Raw genomic sequence first — 16,687 nt, 5'->3', positions numbered from 1 at the left:
TTTGGTCATATAAATAATAACAATGAACGGGGATATTATAATTAACCTTTCCTTTAACGAAAAAAATGAAAGAGATAATCAGAATTTTTACTTTAAATACGTCTGGGATAAAGTTTTTAAGTTTAGAACCAGAATTATTGTTATAACTGTTGTATTTCTTTTCTTAGGTTTTTATCCGATAGAAAACTTTAACACAAATCTACTGTATTATATTATAAAATACATTGGAATTTTCCTTGGTGGATCCTGCCTTATTATAACATATCGGTATTTTGTCTCAAAAAAGAAATTTAAAGTTGAAGTAGAGAAAATTATTGCCGAATATAAATTAAAATCTGAAATTTCTCATATACGACTCAATGATAAGGAGATTGAATTTAAGAATCCATTTAACACCATTTGTTCGATTTGGGAAAAAACAACCTATGATTTAAAGGATAATCATTTATTAATTAATCCCATTTCAAATGTAAACTTCATTGTAAATAAAACTGAAGTAATGGCTGACGAATTTGAAACCATTCATAGTTTTCTGCAAAAATATTCAAAATTAAAACCCTAAGGCAATTTTGCTACCAGACTCTCCGGCAGAATTTTCAAAACAAAATAGATCATTTTCCATTTAAAATTGGGAACGATTGTAAAAGAATTTCCAGCATTAACGATATGTTCCGCCACATAATCAGGTTCCATTAAAAGGCTTTTATTAAGATCCAGACCTGCATTTATTTTTGTATTAATATATCCACTTATCAAAACATTGACTTTTACATTCCTTCCCTGTAATTCCTGTCTTAAACCAGCTAAATAGGTCGTGAAAGCAGCTTTTGTACTTCCATAAACAAAATTACTTTTCCTTCCTCTGACCCCTGAAAGCGAAGACAGTCCAATAATTCTTTCTAAATTCCTATTATTTCCGTCGGCTGCAATAATATTAAGAATAGAAACACCGCCCATATAATTGACCTGTATCATTTGCTGCGTACCTTGAAAATTTCTTAAAGCTTCTGAGTTTTCAACTAAAAACCCTGCAGCATACACAACAACATGAGGCTGAACAGGAAGTCCATCATAAAGCCTTTGATGGGAATCAAAATCCGCAGCATCAAAATACATAACGGAAACTGCTGATGCCAGATTATTTTTTTCAACAAAATCATTCAGAGAGTCGGTATTCCTGGATGCAGCTATAATCTCAAAGCCTTTTTCAACATATTGCAGAATACATTGTTTAGCCACATCAGAATTGGCACCGAGTATAAGAACGGTTTTAGTTTTGTTTTGATTCATTGGGCAAAGATATTTTTAAAACATGAATTACGCTAATCTGACAATCACGAACAATCATTTAAATACATCGGTCTCCTGACTTTTTAAAATTAAAAAAAACAATTAAAAAAAGCTGTAGATTTTCATAAGGAGCATACTTGAAAAACGGCGCGGTGACCTTTGATCACCGCGCCGTTTTATAATAATATCAAACTGAAATTTATTTTTTTTCAGTATCAATAACTTCTTTTTTATCAGTAGCTGTTATCGCTTTATCACCAAATCTGGCCGCTGTAAATTCTCTCGAAATAGCAGCTTTTTCGAATTTTAATTTTCCGGATAGGGTTTCAATAACGATTCCGTCCTCCTGGATCTGAGCAATTCTTCCATGAAGACCTGAAGTCAGCACCACTCTGCTTCCTACTTTAAGATCATCCTGAAATTTTTTCTCCTGCTTCTGCTTTTTCATCTGAGGTCTGATCATCAGGAAATAAAATCCTACAAACATGACGCCCATCATGATCAGCATCATTGGAGAAGACCCTCCTGCAGGTGCCTGTAAAAATAATGTTACCATATCTGATTATTTAGGTTGAATGTTTGCATTGAACGTTAGTTTAATCGGAGCATTTTCCACGTTGGCAAAAACATCTGCATATTTCTGAACAGCACCGTCAAAGCTTGAAGAGTCAAAACTTAATGTAATCTTCCCTTTTTTACCCGGTAAAATCGGATCTTTTGTAAATTCAGGAGCAGTACATCCACATCCAGGTTTTACTTCAGAAATAACCAGCGGATTCTTACCTGTATTGGTAATTTCGTATACATGATTAACCTTATCTCCTTTTTTAATGTTTCCGAAATCATAACTGCTCTGAGATAAAGCAATTGTAGTTAACGGCTGATTTGAAACTGCTGGCGACTGTGCACTTCCACCTGTTACCGGAGGAGTTACTTTTGCTGCTGTTCCTGCAGAATCAGTTGGATTTACTGTAGTTGTAGAATCTGATACTGCAGTTTCTGAATTTTGAATCCCTTTGTTTTCTTCTTTTTTACAAGAAACCAAACCAGAGCCTATGATAGACAAAGCGATAATTGATAACGTCTTTTTCATTTTTATTCTGTTTATATTCTGTTTAAATCTTTACAATATTTATCTAAAATTCCATTGATGAATATATTGGAACGGTCGGTTGCAAATACTTTAGAAATCTCAATATATTCATTGATGATAACTCTTGAAGGGGTAAGAGGAAAATGATCAAGCTCGGTCAATGCAATTGTTAAAATTACTTTATCCATCAGTCCGACACGATCCAGGTCCCAGTTTTCCAATCTTTCAGACAGCTTTTTTTCATTGCCTTCCCAATTGTTCAGTGTATCTCTCAATAATTTTCCGGCAAAGTTTTTATCTTCTTCATCTTTAATCATTTTGATCAGCGTACGGCTGTCTTCATTTTCCTTGATAAAACCTATCGTTTTCTGAACCATTGAATTCGCAATGTGAATATCATCCGACCAGGAAAGTTCACGGTCTCCTACGTAATCATGAAAATCTTCATTCTCCGCTACATATCTCAGAAAAAGTTTTCCGATAAACTTCTGATCTTCATCAAAAGAGTATTCTTCTTCCTTCATGAAATCCTGGTATCTTTTGCCTGAAGTCATTCTCTGGAAAGTACGCACTAAAAAATCATCGTGCAGATCCCATTTCAAATCCTGGTGCTGACCGGAAAAGAAAAGCCTCTCAGGATTTTCTTCCAACTTGATCAGAACCTGATTATTGATAAATTTTTGATTGGGATTGATGTCAGAATCGGTTTTGAAGTATTTATTCTTACCGATTTCCATCTGATTTTCTGCGAGCGCTTTCAGGGCAACCATAAAATTGAGTTCCAGAACATACAGATTATAGATTTTCTCTATACTCGAGAACATGTTTTTCTCTAAAACATCAAATTTAATTGGATTTTGGTAGTATGAATATACATTCTCCACCACTTTCTCACGGATTTGTCTTCTTCCTAACATTCAAAGAGCTTTTTATGGGTGCAAAGATACAAAATTTAAAATGTATGTGATTCGCACTCTGTATCAATTTTTGTAATTTTGCAAAAGTTTATGAAAGCACTGAAAACTCTGAACCCTTACTTTTGGAAGCACAAAATATTATTGTTTTGGGGGTTACTCTTTATAATTGCCAGCAACTTTTTCAACATATATAAAGTACAGTTCGTAGGAAAATCTGTAGATGAACTGACTAAACAGGGCAATCTGGGATTCAACAGACAGGTTCTTATTTATGTTGCCATTATTGTCGGATGCTCCCTTCTAACAGGATTCTTTACTTTTATGATGAGACAGACCATTATTGTTGCATCAAGAAGAATAGAATATGAGCTTAAAAATAAAATATACAGACATTATCAGGAACTATCCCTCACCGATTACAAGACTACCACCACAGGAGATCTTATGAACCGTCTCAGTGAAGACGTCGTTGCCGTAAGAATGTATCTGGGGCCAGGTGTAATGTATGTAGTGAACCTCGTGATCCTGCTGACAATCACCTGTATTTATATGCTGAAGACTGATGTTTCAATGACTGTATGGACTCTGTTTCCTCTTCCAATTCTTTCCTTTATCATTTTTAAGGTGAGTTCGATCATTAATAAAAAATCGAAAATCATGCAGAAGAGTCAGTCAGCGATTTCCACTTTCGTACAGGACAGCTTTTCAGGAATAAGGGTTGTGAAATTTTTCGCAAAAGAAAACTATATTAAAAAAAGTTACGGAGTAAAGGTGACCGATTATCAGGAAAAAGCTCTTGATTTAGCAAAAACAGAAGCATATTTCTTTACGATTATCTTATTTGTAATCGGTCTGCTCAACGTTGCGATCATTCTGATCGGGGGGCAAAAGTACATTGCAGGGGAACTGAGCGTAGGTAAAATTGCCGATTTCTTTATGTACATCAATATATTGATCTGGCCTTTTTCTATGGTGGGATGGGTAACTTCAGTAAACCAGAGAGCAGAGGCATCTATGCAGCGGATCAATGAATTTCTGGATAAAAAATCTGAGGTCATTAATAAAAATTTTGAAAAGGATCCTGTCAAAGGAAATATAGAATTCAGAAATGTGTCCTACATTTACCCAAATACCGGAATCAAGGCTTTAGATAATTTGAGTTTTACTATTGATGCCGGTCAGTCATTAGCCATTATGGGGAAGACAGGAAGTGGAAAATCAACCGTTGCATTATTGTTATGCAGACTTATAGATCCTACTGAGGGTGAGATTCTGATCGACGGCAAAAACCTGAAAGAACTTAATCTTGATAATTACCGGGATTTTATTGGATATATTCCACAGGAGAGTTACCTGTTTTCAGATTCGATTGAGCATAATATCGGATTCTCCATTGACAGTCCTTCCCACGAAAAAGTTGTCGAATATGCTAAAATAGCGGATGTTCACAAAAACATTGTCGGATTCAAAGAAGGTTACAAAACAATGGTTGGTGAGCGTGGAGTGATGCTTTCAGGAGGTCAGAAACAGCGAATATGTATTGCCAGAGCATTGATAAAAGATCCGAACATCATTATCTTCGACGATTCTCTGTCAGCATTAGATACAGAAACGGAACAGAATATCTTAGAAAACATCGACAGCAAAATTCATAATGCGACATCCATAATTATCACACACAGAGAGTCCAGCGCTCAGAGAGCTGATAAAATTATTAATCTTACTGAAATTACCAATTCTGTAACTGCATAGCTGTTTCTTTTGGAATTGTTAAATAAATCATAAAAAAAATTTTGTGATTAAAAGAAATATTTTATATTTGTTCTTAACAAGATTAAAAAATATCTAATAATGAGTGAATACAAGGAACGCCATGAGAATGAAATTTTCACGAAGGTGTTAAAAGCAGGAAGAAGAACGTATTTCTTTGATGTGCGCGAGACGAAAGCAGGAGATTATTATCTTACAATTACCGAGAGCAAAAAGAATTTCGGAGAGAATGGAGAAGCTACATTTGAAAAGCATAAGATTTACCTATACAAGGAAGATTTTAAAAGTTTTCAGGAAATGTTCAATGAATCTACAGATTTTATCATTAATGAGAAAGGTGAAGATGTAATATCTGAGAAACATGATAAAGATTTTAAAAGCAGAACTTATACGATAGATTCTGACGACGAAGTTTAAATCAGCAGCCTTCCCACTATAAAAACATAAGCATCTTTTCAGATGCTTTTTTTGTATAAAAAAAACACATCTTCAAAAGAAGATGTGTTTTAATGTGGGTGAATGAGGGGTCTCGAACCCCCGACCTCCGGAACCACAATCCGGCGCTCTAACCAACTGAGCTACAATCACCGTTTCGTGGGTGCAAATATAGAAATTTTATTTTACTTACAAAACAATTCCTTCAAAATTTTTCAAAACTAATAACTTTTCTGTCGTAAAGCCCTCTGCAAACGCTACACCTGATAATCTTCCGAGATCCTGAGCACGATAAGTCAGACTTTCATAAAAGTCTTTTGTTGCAATCGGAGTTACCGGTTCTTTTGATTCAGGATCATAGAACTGTGTTTTAAACGCCATACAAGCCTCCAACTTCCTCTCAAGGTGTTCTGATATGTCGATTACAAATTCGGGCTTGATATCTTTCCATTGAATATAATGAAAAACCTGTTTAGGTCTCCAGATTTCCTGAGATTCTCCATCGATGGCGGTTTCAATCTTACGGAGACCTGCTAAGAAGCAGGCATCAGAAACTAATTTAGCCGCTTTTGCATGGTCGGGATGCCTGTCGTCGATTGCGTTGGCTAAAACAATTTCAGGGCGGTATTTGCGGATCATTTTTACAATACTCAACTGATATTCTTCTGAATTAACAAGAAAACCATCTTTCATCCCAAGATTTTCCCTTGCCGAGACGCCCAAAATATTTGCGGCTTCTGTTGCTTCTTCTTTTCTCGTTTCATCTGTTCCACGGGTCCCTAATTCTCCGCGGGTTAAATCTACAATAACACAGGTTTTCCCTTCTGAAATTAATTTAGCAATTGTTCCGCCACATCCCAATTCAACATCATCAGGATGAGCGCCGAAAGCCAGTATATCTGTTTTCATTTAAAATAAAGATTTTATATAATTTATAATAATGCTTCAGTGAGTATTTCTTTTACATCAACTCAATATTTCTGCAGTATTTCACAGTTTCAAATATATGATTAAAAACAAAAACTTCCCAGGCCTGATGGATGGGAAGTTTATATAGTTATGATTTAAAAATCAGATTACTTGTTTATTTCAGTGTTTAATTTTACAGCATCCTGATAAGTCGGATCTAACTGTAAAGATTTAGCAACATAATCTTTTGCTTTCGCTGCATCAGAATCTTTAGATAAATAAGCAACTGCAAAATAAGCATACGCCAGAGTTTGCTTATTAGCCTCCACTTCTGCGGGTTTTACGGTAGCAATGTATTTCTCATAAGCCACTTTTGCGGCATCATTGTTTGTAGCCTGCTGATAAGCATATCCTAAACTGTAATATGCTGGAGCCCAATCAGGAAGGATTGTACTCATTTTCTGCCATGTCATGATCGCACCATTCCAGTTTTTCACATCCTGATAGGCCGTAGCCAGTTTATATAATGCATCAGAATCCTGAGCATTAGCAGCCACCTGCTTTTTCAAAGCTTCAATCTGAGGGTTGGTAGGACCTGCATCAACAGAAGATTGAGATGCTGCACCTCCTCCACTTATCTTAGCCAATTCCATATCCCATTTCATTGTTTCGTCTTTCGCTGCTTTTGCGATAGCGATTTTCTGCTGAGATTCTGATGTTAAAGCTGCTTTTTTTGCTGCATCAGTTTCAGTCTTCGCTAATCCCGCTGCAATCAAGCCCTGTAATCCCTGATCAGCAGGTAGTACTCTTGACTTTTCGGCCTGGGAGACGAATGAATCCATGTTCTTTTTTGCTTCTGCATATTGTCCGTCAGCATAATTAACATATGATCTCAATTTGAATTTGATAGGATCATTGATTTTATCAAAAATTTTATCTAAAATCGCTTTTGAGTTTGCATAATCTTCATTGGTGAAATACAGCTTTGCAATTTCTAACTGTGTATATGGATCCTCATCTGCATATTTGGTGTAGTTAATCAAATCCTGAGTCGCTTTTGCATTCTCCTGATATTTGATATTATATGCAGCCAAAGCCTTGTAAGCCGGTGCGTACGTAGGATCAGTAGCAATCGCTTTCTCTATACTTGTCTTAGCCTGCTGCCATTGCTGTGCAGCCATCCAAAGCGTTCCGATTCTTGTATAAACAGAAGCTTTGTTTTTAGCTAAAGGCAACGCTTTGTCATAAGCGGTCATTGCATCTCCGGGAATCTTTTTCAGTCTGTAAGCATCACCCAAAGTATAATAGTAGTTTGCAGGAACCTCCTTTTTAGCTGCTCTTTCAATCGCTTTGTTCAAAAACTGAATAGCCAGATCAGGAGAGTTGTTTTTCTCAAATAAAGTCAATGCTTCTGCAGCTCTGAACAGAACTTCAGCATCCTTTTCTCTTGAATCCTTAACTATATTCTGAATTTCAGCGACCGCACTTTTATCACCTTTTCCCAGTTTAACAGCAGCTAAACCAAGCTTATTTAAGTAACTTTTGCTGTCTGCAGCAAGACCTTTATTAAAATTATCTGTAGCCTGAGCAAAATCAGGCTCTGACTGTCTTAAATATGTATTTCCTAAATAAAAATAATTTTCAGCTTTCGGCTCTTTAGCGATCATCTGAGTAAAATTATTCTTCGCCTGAGCAAACTTGTCACTGTCAACACTGTTGATACCCTCCTGTAACGTCTGTGCAACTGTAAAATTGCTAAAAAATACAACCGCTGCTCCAAAAGCAATCTTCTTTACATTCATAATCATTATATCTTTCATTAAATATTTTCTAAATTGAACTATAGGTTACCCACAATTTTCAGACCAAAATAAATGAATTAAATTGGTAATCAGGTTAATTTAATATTATTTAACGCATCTGAACTTCTCTGGGATAAATATTGTAAGGCTGCAGACCTTCTTTCTGAACGATCTTCTGTCCTAAATGAGTGCATGAATATCTGATAAATCCATTGGCAATGTTAAAGTTGCCTTCATTGGTCAGGAAATACAGAACCCTGGTAAAAGGATATTTCATTTCACGCATTCCATCGAAATCCGGAGAATATGTTTTTCCTTTACTTACCACAGGTAAAACTTTTATTAATTCTCTTAACTTTTCAGCGTTTTTATCATAAGGCCTGCTGAGGGTATTTAGGCCAACAACCCCTATTTTATCAGGATACCTGCTCAATTCCTCAATTACTTTCGTACTTCCCGGAATCACAGAATATTTCAGGTCTTTAGGAAGTTTTTTTAATTTTTGAGCAATAAAATTCAGATTACTGGAATTGGCTCCATCAAAAATAAAGTTTTTCTCGTCAGACTGCATTCCACTGATGATTTCTTCCATTGTGATACTTGTTCTGTCCGAATTCTTCGGAACCACAAAAACAACTGCGTCAGCAGCAAATCTGGCAGGAATAAATTTCAAGTCTACCTGTTTCTCATAAGCATCTTTTTCTTCAGGAGATAGATCTTTAGACATAACGGCAATTTTCACCTTATTGTTTAAAAGATCCAAAAAACCCAAATCTTCTTTTTTAGTAATGACTTTTATTTTACTTTCAGGGTAACTGATCATGTAACCTTCCGCTAATGCTTCAGTTACGCTTTTGAACGACTCATCAGTAAGAATGGTCATCTCACCGTTGTTATAAGACAGAGATTTTTCTTTTTTTGAACAGCCGGCAGCGGTCAGTAAAAAAACAAGCATTAATATAATACTATTCTTCATGGCTGTCATTTTTAAGATTGATAAATCCACGCCAGATTCTGAAAGTACCGTATAAAATAATAGCGATACCAAACACCAGAATCATTGTAGGATCAAAACTGGCAAAAGAGGTTTTATAAAATATAATAACCAATCCCAATACTATATAACAAAATCCTGTAACTAAGGATAAATATTTGAAAACCATATAACAAAAGTATTAAAAAAAATAAAAAGAGAAGCATATGCTTCTCTTTTTAACTAATATTTAAAGATAAATTCTATCCTTCAAAATTCATCGTTAATGGTAATCTGAATCTGTAACGAACAGATTGACCGTTGATTTTTGCAGGAGTCCATTTATTCTTAATTGACTTGATCGTTCTAACAGCTTCAGAATTAAAATCTGAATTCTTACCGTTAGCTTTTACGTCTGTAATAGATCCATCTCTTTCAACAACGAAAGTAATTTCAGTTTTTACAGTACCTTCATCACCATTCATAGCAGAACCGTCAAAGTTACCAGATACTTTATTTCTAAAAGCATTGATTCCTCCAGGGAACTCCGCAGTCTGTTCAACCTCACTATATACCTGCGTATCACTTACCTGAGGTTTAACTTCAGCTGTTGAAGCTTTGTTACCTGTAGATGGCGGTGGCGGCGGCGGTGTATAAGCCGGAGCTTTCACCCCTTCCTGATTAACCAAACCAGTCGTTGTCTCTAATTGCTTAGAAATCGGTGGTGGCGGAGTTTCAATCTTTGGAGCTTTTACCGGTTCCGGAACCACATTCTGAATAATTTCAATTTTCTCCTCTTCCTTTGGTGGAGGTGGTGGAGGTGGTTCTTCTTCCTTAGGCTGCTCTATAATTTTATCTTCCTGAATAATATCAACCAAATCAGCTTTTACTTCAACCTGCTCTTCGGCAGTTAAATTTTTAATGGTTAAATAGATTAAGGGAGATAATGCAATCAATAAAAATATAGAGGTACCAATAATAAAAGATTTTGTCAGTAATCTGGGATACTGCGTTCTGATATCATAAGCCCCATAATTTTTATTTCTATTTTCAAATACGATCTCATCTAAAGTTAGATTAGGACCGTAAGCATTTTCATCTGCCATTGTAATATAAATTTAATGGTTAATTACTTTGTTGTAATTGATTAATTACCAACTCTCTTATCATAAATCGCTTTTTCCCAAGGCTTCACATCGGTAACACCGTATCTTTCGCTTTTGGTAATGGCCATTTCGTCGAGAATATCTACAAAGTTCTTATATACTGCATCGTCAGTCGGCTTGATAATTACTGTGAATTTGTCTTTATCTGCCGCACCAGCTTTTGCTTGCTCAATGATCTTTCTGATTCCTTCTCTGTCAAAAGAAGTTTCTTTAAGATTCTGATCAGTAAGAGATGTATTATCTTCCTGATGCCAAAAAATCTTATTGTCTTTTCCTAATAACAAAGAAATTGAATTCGAAAGCTTAATTTCTGTCGGGGGTGGTTTTGGAGCATTAGGATCCGGTTTTGCCGGAAGACCTAAATCCATTACATTTGGTTTACTGAACGTTGATGTAAACATAAAGAACATCAATAATAAGAAATTCAAATCAACCATAGGAGTCATATCGACTCTGGGGTTATTCTTCTTGGATCGTACCTTGCCGCCTTTGCCGCCTTTTTCTTGTACCTGTACTTCTGCCATTTCTACTCCTTATTATTCGTTAGGTTTACCTTCTTGTGACGTAATCAACCAAAATTTAAGAAAATCAATATCTCTTAAACCCTCAAATAAACTCTTAACTTTTGGATATTCTGTTGTAACATCACCCTTAATCGCTAATTTGTATTCAGGATTAACACTTAAGCTTTGCTCTACCCAGTCCACTAACTGTTTATCTGTACTGTCCATAGGAATTCCCTTCGGACTTTTAAAATTCTTCTGCTCATCTTCAGACAAAGCAAGATAGCTTCTCAACTGGTTCATAGGAACCCCTATTGTCTGAACTCTCTGAAATGCAGCTTTTTGGTTGTTGTCAAAAGTAATTCCGTACTTTTTCCCCATTTTATCCAAAAGCTCTAACCTTTCTGATGCATTTTCTACTGGCTGGAAATAAAATTTTCCGTCCGGTGTAGCGTTGATCGTCATTAAACTAGCATCAGGAAGTAATTTTTCTGAGATTGAAGATGGCGGTTTGATCTGCTCCACATCAGGTTTCTTAAACTGCGTGGTCATAATAAAGAACGTAAGCAGTAGGAATGTAACGTCGCACATTGCGGTCATATCCGTAACTACCCCATGTCTTTTTGGTTTTATTCTCGCCATTATTTATTATCTAATTAAATTATAAACTTCTTTTTGTGTAAAACACAGATTCACTTATTTCTTAGTGAAATTCTGCAAATGACTGCTGGATGCTCATTGCGATCTCATCGATCTTGTAAGTCAATCCGTCAATTTTAGAAGTAAAGAAGTTATAAAGGATAATTGCTACAGCCGAAGTACCAATACCTAATGCAGTGTTGATCAATGCTTCAGAGATACCGATTGACAATGCAGCAGCATCAGGCGTACCACCACTAGCTCCTAAAGCGAAGAACGCTCTAATCATACCAATTACAGTACCTAATAGTGCTACCAATGTTGCAACTGTACCTAATGTAGAAAGAATCATCATGTTTTTTTCTAACATTGGCATTTCAAGAGTAGTAGCCTCTTCAATAGCTTTGTTTAGAGCGATCATTTTCTGTTCTTTGTTCAAGGTCGTATCATGAGCTAACGCTTTATAAGTCGTCAAACCTTCTTTTACAACATTCCCTACAGATCCTTGCTGTCTGTCACACTCCTCTAAAGCTTCGTCAACTTTATTCTGGTTCAACAAACTTCTAACTTTTACAACGAAGTTGTCAACGTTCCCTGCACCTGAAGCTTTGCTCAATACAAAATATCTTTCAAATGAGAAAACGATTACAGTAATCATGAATGTAACAAGCAATGGTACAATTACACCTCCCATGTAAATCATTCCCATAAATCCTTCTGGATGCAAATCTTTACCTTCTACATCAGAAAAAGCTACTGAACCTCCTCCTAACCTGGGATCAGCTTTAAAATTACCTGGACTACCCAATACGAATAACCAAATACAAATCCCCAACACCAATAGGATAGGAATAATTACAGCCGGATTTAAACCTCCTGCCTTTCTAGCAACTACTTGCTCATCATTTTTTGAAACATTCATTTCCATATTTAACTAAATTATATTGTTTAAAAATTTTAAAGTTGTAAAATAAAGGCAAAATTACTTAAAATGCAATAGTCTTAAATAAACATTTTGCCTTTTTTCGATAAAGAAAAATTAATACGATTCCGATATTGTAATTATATCTAATATTATTAATGATTTTTATCACTATTTGCAAATACATTAAAAAATAATAAAAATTAACCTTCTATTTTTTTGAAATCACCAATGTTAATTTTAAATTAAATTACAATATTTACTATTTTTTTAGGTACCACAATAATCTTTTTAGGTGTTTTACCTTCTAAAATTTCTTTCATTTTGTCATTTTGAAGCACTAAAATCTCTACATCCGCTGCAGAAAGCTGAGCAGAGAGAGAAATTTTAAATTTCATTTTACCGTTTACGCTTACCGGGTAGTTAATTTCATCTTCTACTAGATATTCCTCGTTTAAAACGGGGAATTTTTCAAATTCTATTGAGTTGTTATGACCAAGCAAATTCCATACCTCTTCACAGATGTGAGGAGCATAAGGGGAAATTATAACGGCAAGTGGTTCTAAAATATTGCGTTTGCTGCATTTTAATTTCTGTAACTCATTCACTGCTATCATAAATGAGGATACGGAAGTATTAAAAGAGAAATTTTCAATATCTGAAACAACCTTCTTAATTAAAGTATGCAATATCTTATATTCCGCTTTCGTAGGCTCTTCATCAGAAACTTCAAAGATATCTCCGTTGAAGTATAAATTCCAGAATTTCTTAAGGAAACCATACACTCCACTCAGACCTTGGGTATTCCAGGGCTTTGATTGCTCTAAAGGACCCAGAAACATTTCATACAGTCTCAGCCCGTCTGCACCATATTCTTCACAGATGTCATCAGGATTTACGACATTGTACTTTGATTTAGACATTTTTTCAACTTCACGTCCCGTAATGTACTTTCCATCTTCCAGGATAAATTCTGCATCTGCATAATCGGGTCTCCAAGCTTTGAAAGATTCTGTATCCAATTCGTCTGAAGTTCCCTTTAATAAAGAAACATCTACATGAACTGCCTGTGTTTTATACTCAACTGCCAGATTTTTTGAAACATACTGATTGGTTCCTTCAATCCTGTAAACAAAAGCACTCATTCCTAGAATCATTCCCTGATTGATCAGTTTCCGGAAAGGCTCTTCCTCCTGATTAATGTATCCCCGATCTTTTAAGAACATATTCCAGAAACGTGAATATAACAGGTGTCCGGTAGCATGCTCACTTCCACCGATATACAAATCCACCTGACCCCAATAATCTGAAAGTTCTTTTCTCGCAAAAACCTCATCATTATGCGGATCCATGTATCTTAAGAAATACCATGAGCTTCCTGCCCACCCCGGCATCGTCGATAATTCTAAAGGAAATACGGTTTGATTATCAATTAAATCTGTAGCAACCACTTTCTGACCAACTTCATCCCAGGCAAACGTTTTTGCATTCCCCAATGGAGGATCTCCATCTTCAGTCGGTAAATACTTTTCAACTTCAGGAAGTTCCAGCGGTAAAGCAGAATTTGGCAATGTATAAGGCATCCCCTCTTTATAATATACGGGAACAGGCTCACCCCAGTATCTCTGTCTTGAGAAAATTGCATCACGCTGTCTGTAATTTGTCGTGCCGTGACCAATGTCTCTTCTTTCTATTTCAGCAATTATTTTTGACTTTGCCTCTTTATATTTTAACCCGTTTAAGAAATCAGAATTCACACAGACAGAATCTTTTGAATCAAACGATTTCTCCTGAATATCTTCTTCCGTCTCTACGACTTTTACAATTTCCAAATTAAATTTCTTCGCAAATCTATGATCGCGCTCGTCATGTGCAGGAACAGCCATTACGGCTCCCGTTCCATACCCCATCAAAACATAGTCTGAAATGTAGACCGGCATTTTTTTCCCGCTGAACGGGTTGACTGCATAACTTCCCGTAAAAGCACCGCTTACATTTTTCACATCAGCCATTCTATCACGCTCCGTCTTTTTAGAAGTTTCTTCTATATAATTATCGACTTCAGCTTTCTGTTCTGCTGTTGTAATATTTTCAACCAAAGGATTTTCAGGAGCCAGTACCATAAAGGTCGCTCCGTAAATAGTATCGGGACGGGTTGTGAAAACCTCAATCCCCCTTTCCCCCAAAGGGGCGAGCTGTGGCTGATTCTCTGCTGTAAATTCCTCTGAATCTGATCTTGATTCAAGTTTTTCAATAATTTTTTTAATTACTGATTGGTTCTCACCAATAACTTCTTCATTTTTAAATCTTAATATTTCAAAACCTTCATTTTCTAAAATTTCTGATCTTTCATTATCAGAAATTTTCTGCTTTTCCATATTATGATAACCTCCATCAACTTCAATAATAAGTTTCTTTGATAAACAAACAAAATCTACAATAAAATCATTGATAAGATGTTGTTGTCTGAATTTATATCCTAATTTTTTAGACTTTAAAACCTCCCATAGAATTGCTTCTGCTTCTGTTGGATTATCTCTTTGTTCCTGAGCTTTTTTAATAAGCAAAGCTGAATTACTTCCTCCAGTTATATACCCAAACTTTTTATTATCTTTTTCTGAAGATTCATTTTTTAGAGATGCATCATTAGAGGTATTCTCCCCTTCGGGGGAAAGGGGGAATCTCACCTCCGCTCCCTGAGATTTCCCTATCCAGTATTCCTGGGCATCTTTCAGCGGCTGTGGCCATTCTAAAGTTTTCAGACCTTGTAACAATCTTTCAGAGTACGCAGAAATTCTCATACTCCACTGCATCATTTTCTTTTGATAAACAGGATACCCTCCTCTTTCAGATTTCCCGTCCTTAATTTCGTCGTTGGCTAAAACAGTCCCTAAAGCAGGACACCAGTTTACCGTAGTTTCGGCACGGAAAGAAAGACGGTAATTTAATAAAATATCTTCTTTATCAATTGCAGAAGCATTTTTCCATTCTTCTGAAGTGAAATTTAACTCTTCGCTTTGATTAGCATGTAGCCCTTCTGTTCCATTTTGTTCAAAATGGCTGATTAAAGTTTCGATTGATTCTGCCTTATCCGAATCTTTATTATACCACGAATGAAAAAGTTGAATAAAGATCCACTGTGTCCATTTATAATAGGAAACGTCGGAAGTTCTTACTTCCCTACTCCAGTCGAACGAAAAACCAATTTTTCTTAACTGCTCTTCATATCTGGTGATGTTCTGTTCAGTCGTCACCGCAGGGTGCTGTCCGGTCTGGATTGCATACTGTTCTGCAGGCAGTCCGAAACTGTCATAACCAACCGGATGAAGAACATTAAATCCCTGATGTCTTTTATACCTTGCATAAATATCTGATGCGATATATCCCAGCGGGTGCCCTACATGAAGACCCGCTCCCGACGGGTAAGGGAACATGTCAAGAACATAAAATTTTGGTTTATCGGTTGAATCGGAAGTTTTATAGGTCTGGTTGCTTTCCCAATATTTCTGCCACTTTTTTTCTATCTGCTGATGATCGTAAAACACTTTATTATAGATATTAGATGTTAGATTAATGATTTTAGATTTAAATTCCTTTTTAATTCTGAAATCAAGAGTCACAAATTTAATGATTTTAAAAGAATTGGAAATTAATTTAATTTATCATCATGATAAATTATAAAAAAAATCTCATTGGGAGATGAGATTTATATTGATGTGTTGATGTATTAAATTTGGTGATTAAAGAACAACTCTTTTAAAAGTACGTGTCGTCGTTTTGTAAACAGTAGGATCAGTATCATCTTCAAACTTGATATTCATCGTTTCTGCATTGAGATCAACGACTTTTCCTTTATCTGAAACAACAGTGCCCTGATATTTTATTTCGATACTCTTTTCAGTTTTATTATAGACATACGTAAAATTACGCTGATTAATATTTGAACAGGTTAATGGGCTACCGGCTTCATCTCGGTCTGTTCTCTTACCGGCAGCATTGTCGCCAAATACCCATGTAGATTCTTTCTGACATGTAGTGTATGCAATTTCATCAGAAAACCCGACTCCGTCAAGGTCAACCTCAGTTCTTACTTCAGCCACAGGTCTCCAGGTTCCTACAATAGGAAACTCCTGTACCGTCTCCTCGTCATCGTTACATGCGGTAGTTGCTGCCATTAATGATAAACCTGCAAATAATAATGCTAATTTCTTCATAGATCAAATTTTTCAAGGCATAAAATTATGATTTTTTATTAAAAACCAATCATT

At 35.7% G+C, this 16,687-nt stretch carries 17 protein-coding genes and 1 tRNA gene; 3 read left to right on the top strand and 15 right to left on the bottom strand.

What is annotated here, in order from left to right; all coding sequences use genetic code 11:
- Nucleotides 1-22: 22 nt before the first annotated feature.
- The gene (locus AC2A07_RS08565) at nt 23-562 is read left to right on the top strand and encodes a hypothetical protein (RefSeq protein ID WP_314495413.1); all 540 of its coding nucleotides are present in this window, start codon (nt 23-25) and stop codon (nt 560-562) included.
- On the opposite strand, the gene AC2A07_RS08560 is transcribed toward AC2A07_RS08565, so the two are convergent.
- From AC2A07_RS08560 to AC2A07_RS08545, 4 genes are all read right to left on the bottom strand, one after another.
- Nucleotides 559-1,290, bottom strand: coding sequence for an SDR family NAD(P)-dependent oxidoreductase (locus AC2A07_RS08560; protein ID WP_484050046.1), 732 nt, complete (start codon nt 1,288-1,290; stop codon nt 559-561). The genes AC2A07_RS08565 and AC2A07_RS08560 overlap by 4 nt on opposite strands.
- A 199-nt stretch (nt 1,291-1,489) precedes the next feature.
- Nucleotides 1,490-1,846 (bottom strand): preprotein translocase subunit YajC, encoded by a 357-nt coding sequence (gene yajC / locus AC2A07_RS08555; RefSeq protein WP_484050045.1) that lies wholly within the window; start codon nt 1,844-1,846, stop codon nt 1,490-1,492.
- 6 nt (nt 1,847-1,852) lie between these two features.
- Entirely contained in the window at nt 1,853-2,383 is a 531-nt protein-coding gene (locus AC2A07_RS08550) for a DUF1573 domain-containing protein (protein WP_484050044.1), read from the bottom strand.
- 11 nt (nt 2,384-2,394) lie between these two features.
- Nucleotides 2,395-3,300, bottom strand: a complete 906-nt coding sequence (locus AC2A07_RS08545; protein ID WP_314495406.1) for a transcription antitermination factor NusB — start codon at nt 3,298-3,300, stop codon at nt 2,395-2,397.
- A 90-nt stretch (nt 3,301-3,390) separates the two neighbouring features.
- Here AC2A07_RS08545 and AC2A07_RS08540 point away from each other — a divergent pair, with 90 nt between their 5' ends.
- Together AC2A07_RS08540 and AC2A07_RS08535 are read left to right on the top strand one after the other, a co-directional pair.
- Nucleotides 3,391-5,052 (top strand): ABC transporter ATP-binding protein, encoded by a 1,662-nt coding sequence (locus tag AC2A07_RS08540; RefSeq protein WP_484050043.1) that lies wholly within the window; start codon nt 3,391-3,393, stop codon nt 5,050-5,052.
- A gap of 99 nt (nt 5,053-5,151) precedes the next feature.
- A complete protein-coding gene (locus AC2A07_RS08535; RefSeq protein ID WP_029295477.1) occupies nt 5,152-5,487 on the top strand; it encodes a DUF3276 family protein in 336 nt (111 codons plus the stop codon).
- A 96-nt stretch (nt 5,488-5,583) separates the two neighbouring features.
- On the opposite strand, the gene AC2A07_RS08530 is transcribed toward AC2A07_RS08535, so the two are convergent.
- From AC2A07_RS08530 to AC2A07_RS08480, 11 genes are all read right to left on the bottom strand, one after another.
- Nucleotides 5,584-5,659 (bottom strand) — tRNA-His (locus AC2A07_RS08530).
- A 35-nt stretch (nt 5,660-5,694) separates the two neighbouring features.
- On the bottom strand, nt 5,695-6,414 hold the full coding sequence (gene bshB1 / locus AC2A07_RS08525; protein WP_484050042.1) for a bacillithiol biosynthesis deacetylase BshB1: 720 nt from the start codon (nt 6,412-6,414) through the stop codon (nt 5,695-5,697).
- Nucleotides 6,415-6,581: 167 nt separating this feature from the next.
- The gene (locus AC2A07_RS08520) at nt 6,582-8,234 is read right to left on the bottom strand and encodes a tetratricopeptide repeat protein (RefSeq protein ID WP_314495397.1); all 1,653 of its coding nucleotides are present in this window, start codon (nt 8,232-8,234) and stop codon (nt 6,582-6,584) included.
- A 91-nt stretch (nt 8,235-8,325) separates the two neighbouring features.
- Complete coding sequence (locus AC2A07_RS08515; protein WP_484050041.1) at nt 8,326-9,192, bottom strand: PstS family phosphate ABC transporter substrate-binding protein; 867 nt, start codon at nt 9,190-9,192, stop codon at nt 8,326-8,328.
- Complete coding sequence (locus AC2A07_RS08510; protein ID WP_484050040.1) at nt 9,182-9,379, bottom strand: C4-dicarboxylate ABC transporter; 198 nt, start codon at nt 9,377-9,379, stop codon at nt 9,182-9,184. The genes AC2A07_RS08515 and AC2A07_RS08510 overlap by 11 nt, the downstream gene beginning before the upstream one ends.
- A gap of 73 nt (nt 9,380-9,452) precedes the next feature.
- A complete protein-coding gene (locus AC2A07_RS08505; RefSeq protein WP_314495392.1) occupies nt 9,453-10,295 on the bottom strand; it encodes an energy transducer TonB in 843 nt (280 codons plus the stop codon).
- Between the two features lie 41 nt (nt 10,296-10,336).
- On the bottom strand, nt 10,337-10,879 hold the full coding sequence (locus tag AC2A07_RS08500) for a biopolymer transporter ExbD (protein ID WP_314495390.1): 543 nt from the start codon (nt 10,877-10,879) through the stop codon (nt 10,337-10,339).
- Nucleotides 10,880-10,891: 12 nt separating this feature from the next.
- Nucleotides 10,892-11,500 carry a biopolymer transporter ExbD gene (locus AC2A07_RS08495; protein WP_314495387.1) on the bottom strand — a complete coding sequence of 203 codons (609 nt, stop codon included), beginning with the start codon at nt 11,498-11,500 and terminating at the stop codon, nt 10,892-10,894.
- A gap of 61 nt (nt 11,501-11,561) precedes the next feature.
- Nucleotides 11,562-12,425 carry a MotA/TolQ/ExbB proton channel family protein gene (locus AC2A07_RS08490; RefSeq protein WP_314495385.1) on the bottom strand — a complete coding sequence of 288 codons (864 nt, stop codon included), beginning with the start codon at nt 12,423-12,425 and terminating at the stop codon, nt 11,562-11,564.
- A 239-nt stretch (nt 12,426-12,664) separates the two neighbouring features.
- Entirely contained in the window at nt 12,665-15,964 is a 3,300-nt protein-coding gene (gene leuS / locus AC2A07_RS08485) for a leucine--tRNA ligase (protein ID WP_484050109.1), read from the bottom strand.
- 195 nt (nt 15,965-16,159) lie between these two features.
- On the bottom strand, nt 16,160-16,633 hold the full coding sequence (locus AC2A07_RS08480) for a lipocalin family protein (RefSeq protein ID WP_314495381.1): 474 nt from the start codon (nt 16,631-16,633) through the stop codon (nt 16,160-16,162).
- Nucleotides 16,634-16,687 lie beyond the last annotated feature (54 nt).

Source organism: Chryseobacterium sp. HNCC26DJ238 (assembly GCF_057180465.1).
This window is presented reverse-complemented; position numbering and strand designations above follow the sequence as displayed.

What these genes read in the sequence shown, in the direction of transcription:
- AC2A07_RS08565 (WP_314495413.1), top strand. Translation starts at nt 23, where the DNA reads ATGAACGGGGATATTATAATTAACCTTTCCTTTAACGAAAAAAATGAA.
- AC2A07_RS08560 (WP_484050046.1), bottom strand. Translation starts at nt 1,290, where the DNA reads ATGAATCAAAACAAAACTAAAACCGTTCTTATACTCGGTGCCAATTCT.
- yajC (WP_484050045.1), bottom strand. Translation starts at nt 1,846, where the DNA reads ATGGTAACATTATTTTTACAGGCACCTGCAGGAGGGTCTTCTCCAATG.
- AC2A07_RS08550 (WP_484050044.1), bottom strand. Translation starts at nt 2,383, where the DNA reads ATGAAAAAGACGTTATCAATTATCGCTTTGTCTATCATAGGCTCTGGT.
- AC2A07_RS08545 (WP_314495406.1), bottom strand. Translation starts at nt 3,300, where the DNA reads ATGTTAGGAAGAAGACAAATCCGTGAGAAAGTGGTGGAGAATGTATAT.
- AC2A07_RS08540 (WP_484050043.1), top strand. Translation starts at nt 3,391, where the DNA reads ATGAAAGCACTGAAAACTCTGAACCCTTACTTTTGGAAGCACAAAATA.
- AC2A07_RS08535 (WP_029295477.1), top strand. Translation starts at nt 5,152, where the DNA reads ATGAGTGAATACAAGGAACGCCATGAGAATGAAATTTTCACGAAGGTG.
- bshB1 (WP_484050042.1), bottom strand. Translation starts at nt 6,414, where the DNA reads ATGAAAACAGATATACTGGCTTTCGGCGCTCATCCTGATGATGTTGAA.
- AC2A07_RS08520 (WP_314495397.1), bottom strand. Translation starts at nt 8,234, where the DNA reads ATGAAAGATATAATGATTATGAATGTAAAGAAGATTGCTTTTGGAGCA.
- AC2A07_RS08515 (WP_484050041.1), bottom strand. Translation starts at nt 9,192, where the DNA reads ATGAAGAATAGTATTATATTAATGCTTGTTTTTTTACTGACCGCTGCC.
- AC2A07_RS08510 (WP_484050040.1), bottom strand. Translation starts at nt 9,379, where the DNA reads ATGGTTTTCAAATATTTATCCTTAGTTACAGGATTTTGTTATATAGTA.
- AC2A07_RS08505 (WP_314495392.1), bottom strand. Translation starts at nt 10,295, where the DNA reads ATGGCAGATGAAAATGCTTACGGTCCTAATCTAACTTTAGATGAGATC.
- AC2A07_RS08500 (WP_314495390.1), bottom strand. Translation starts at nt 10,879, where the DNA reads ATGGCAGAAGTACAGGTACAAGAAAAAGGCGGCAAAGGCGGCAAGGTA.
- AC2A07_RS08495 (WP_314495387.1), bottom strand. Translation starts at nt 11,500, where the DNA reads ATGGCGAGAATAAAACCAAAAAGACATGGGGTAGTTACGGATATGACC.
- AC2A07_RS08490 (WP_314495385.1), bottom strand. Translation starts at nt 12,425, where the DNA reads ATGGAAATGAATGTTTCAAAAAATGATGAGCAAGTAGTTGCTAGAAAG.
- AC2A07_RS08480 (WP_314495381.1), bottom strand. Translation starts at nt 16,633, where the DNA reads ATGAAGAAATTAGCATTATTATTTGCAGGTTTATCATTAATGGCAGCA.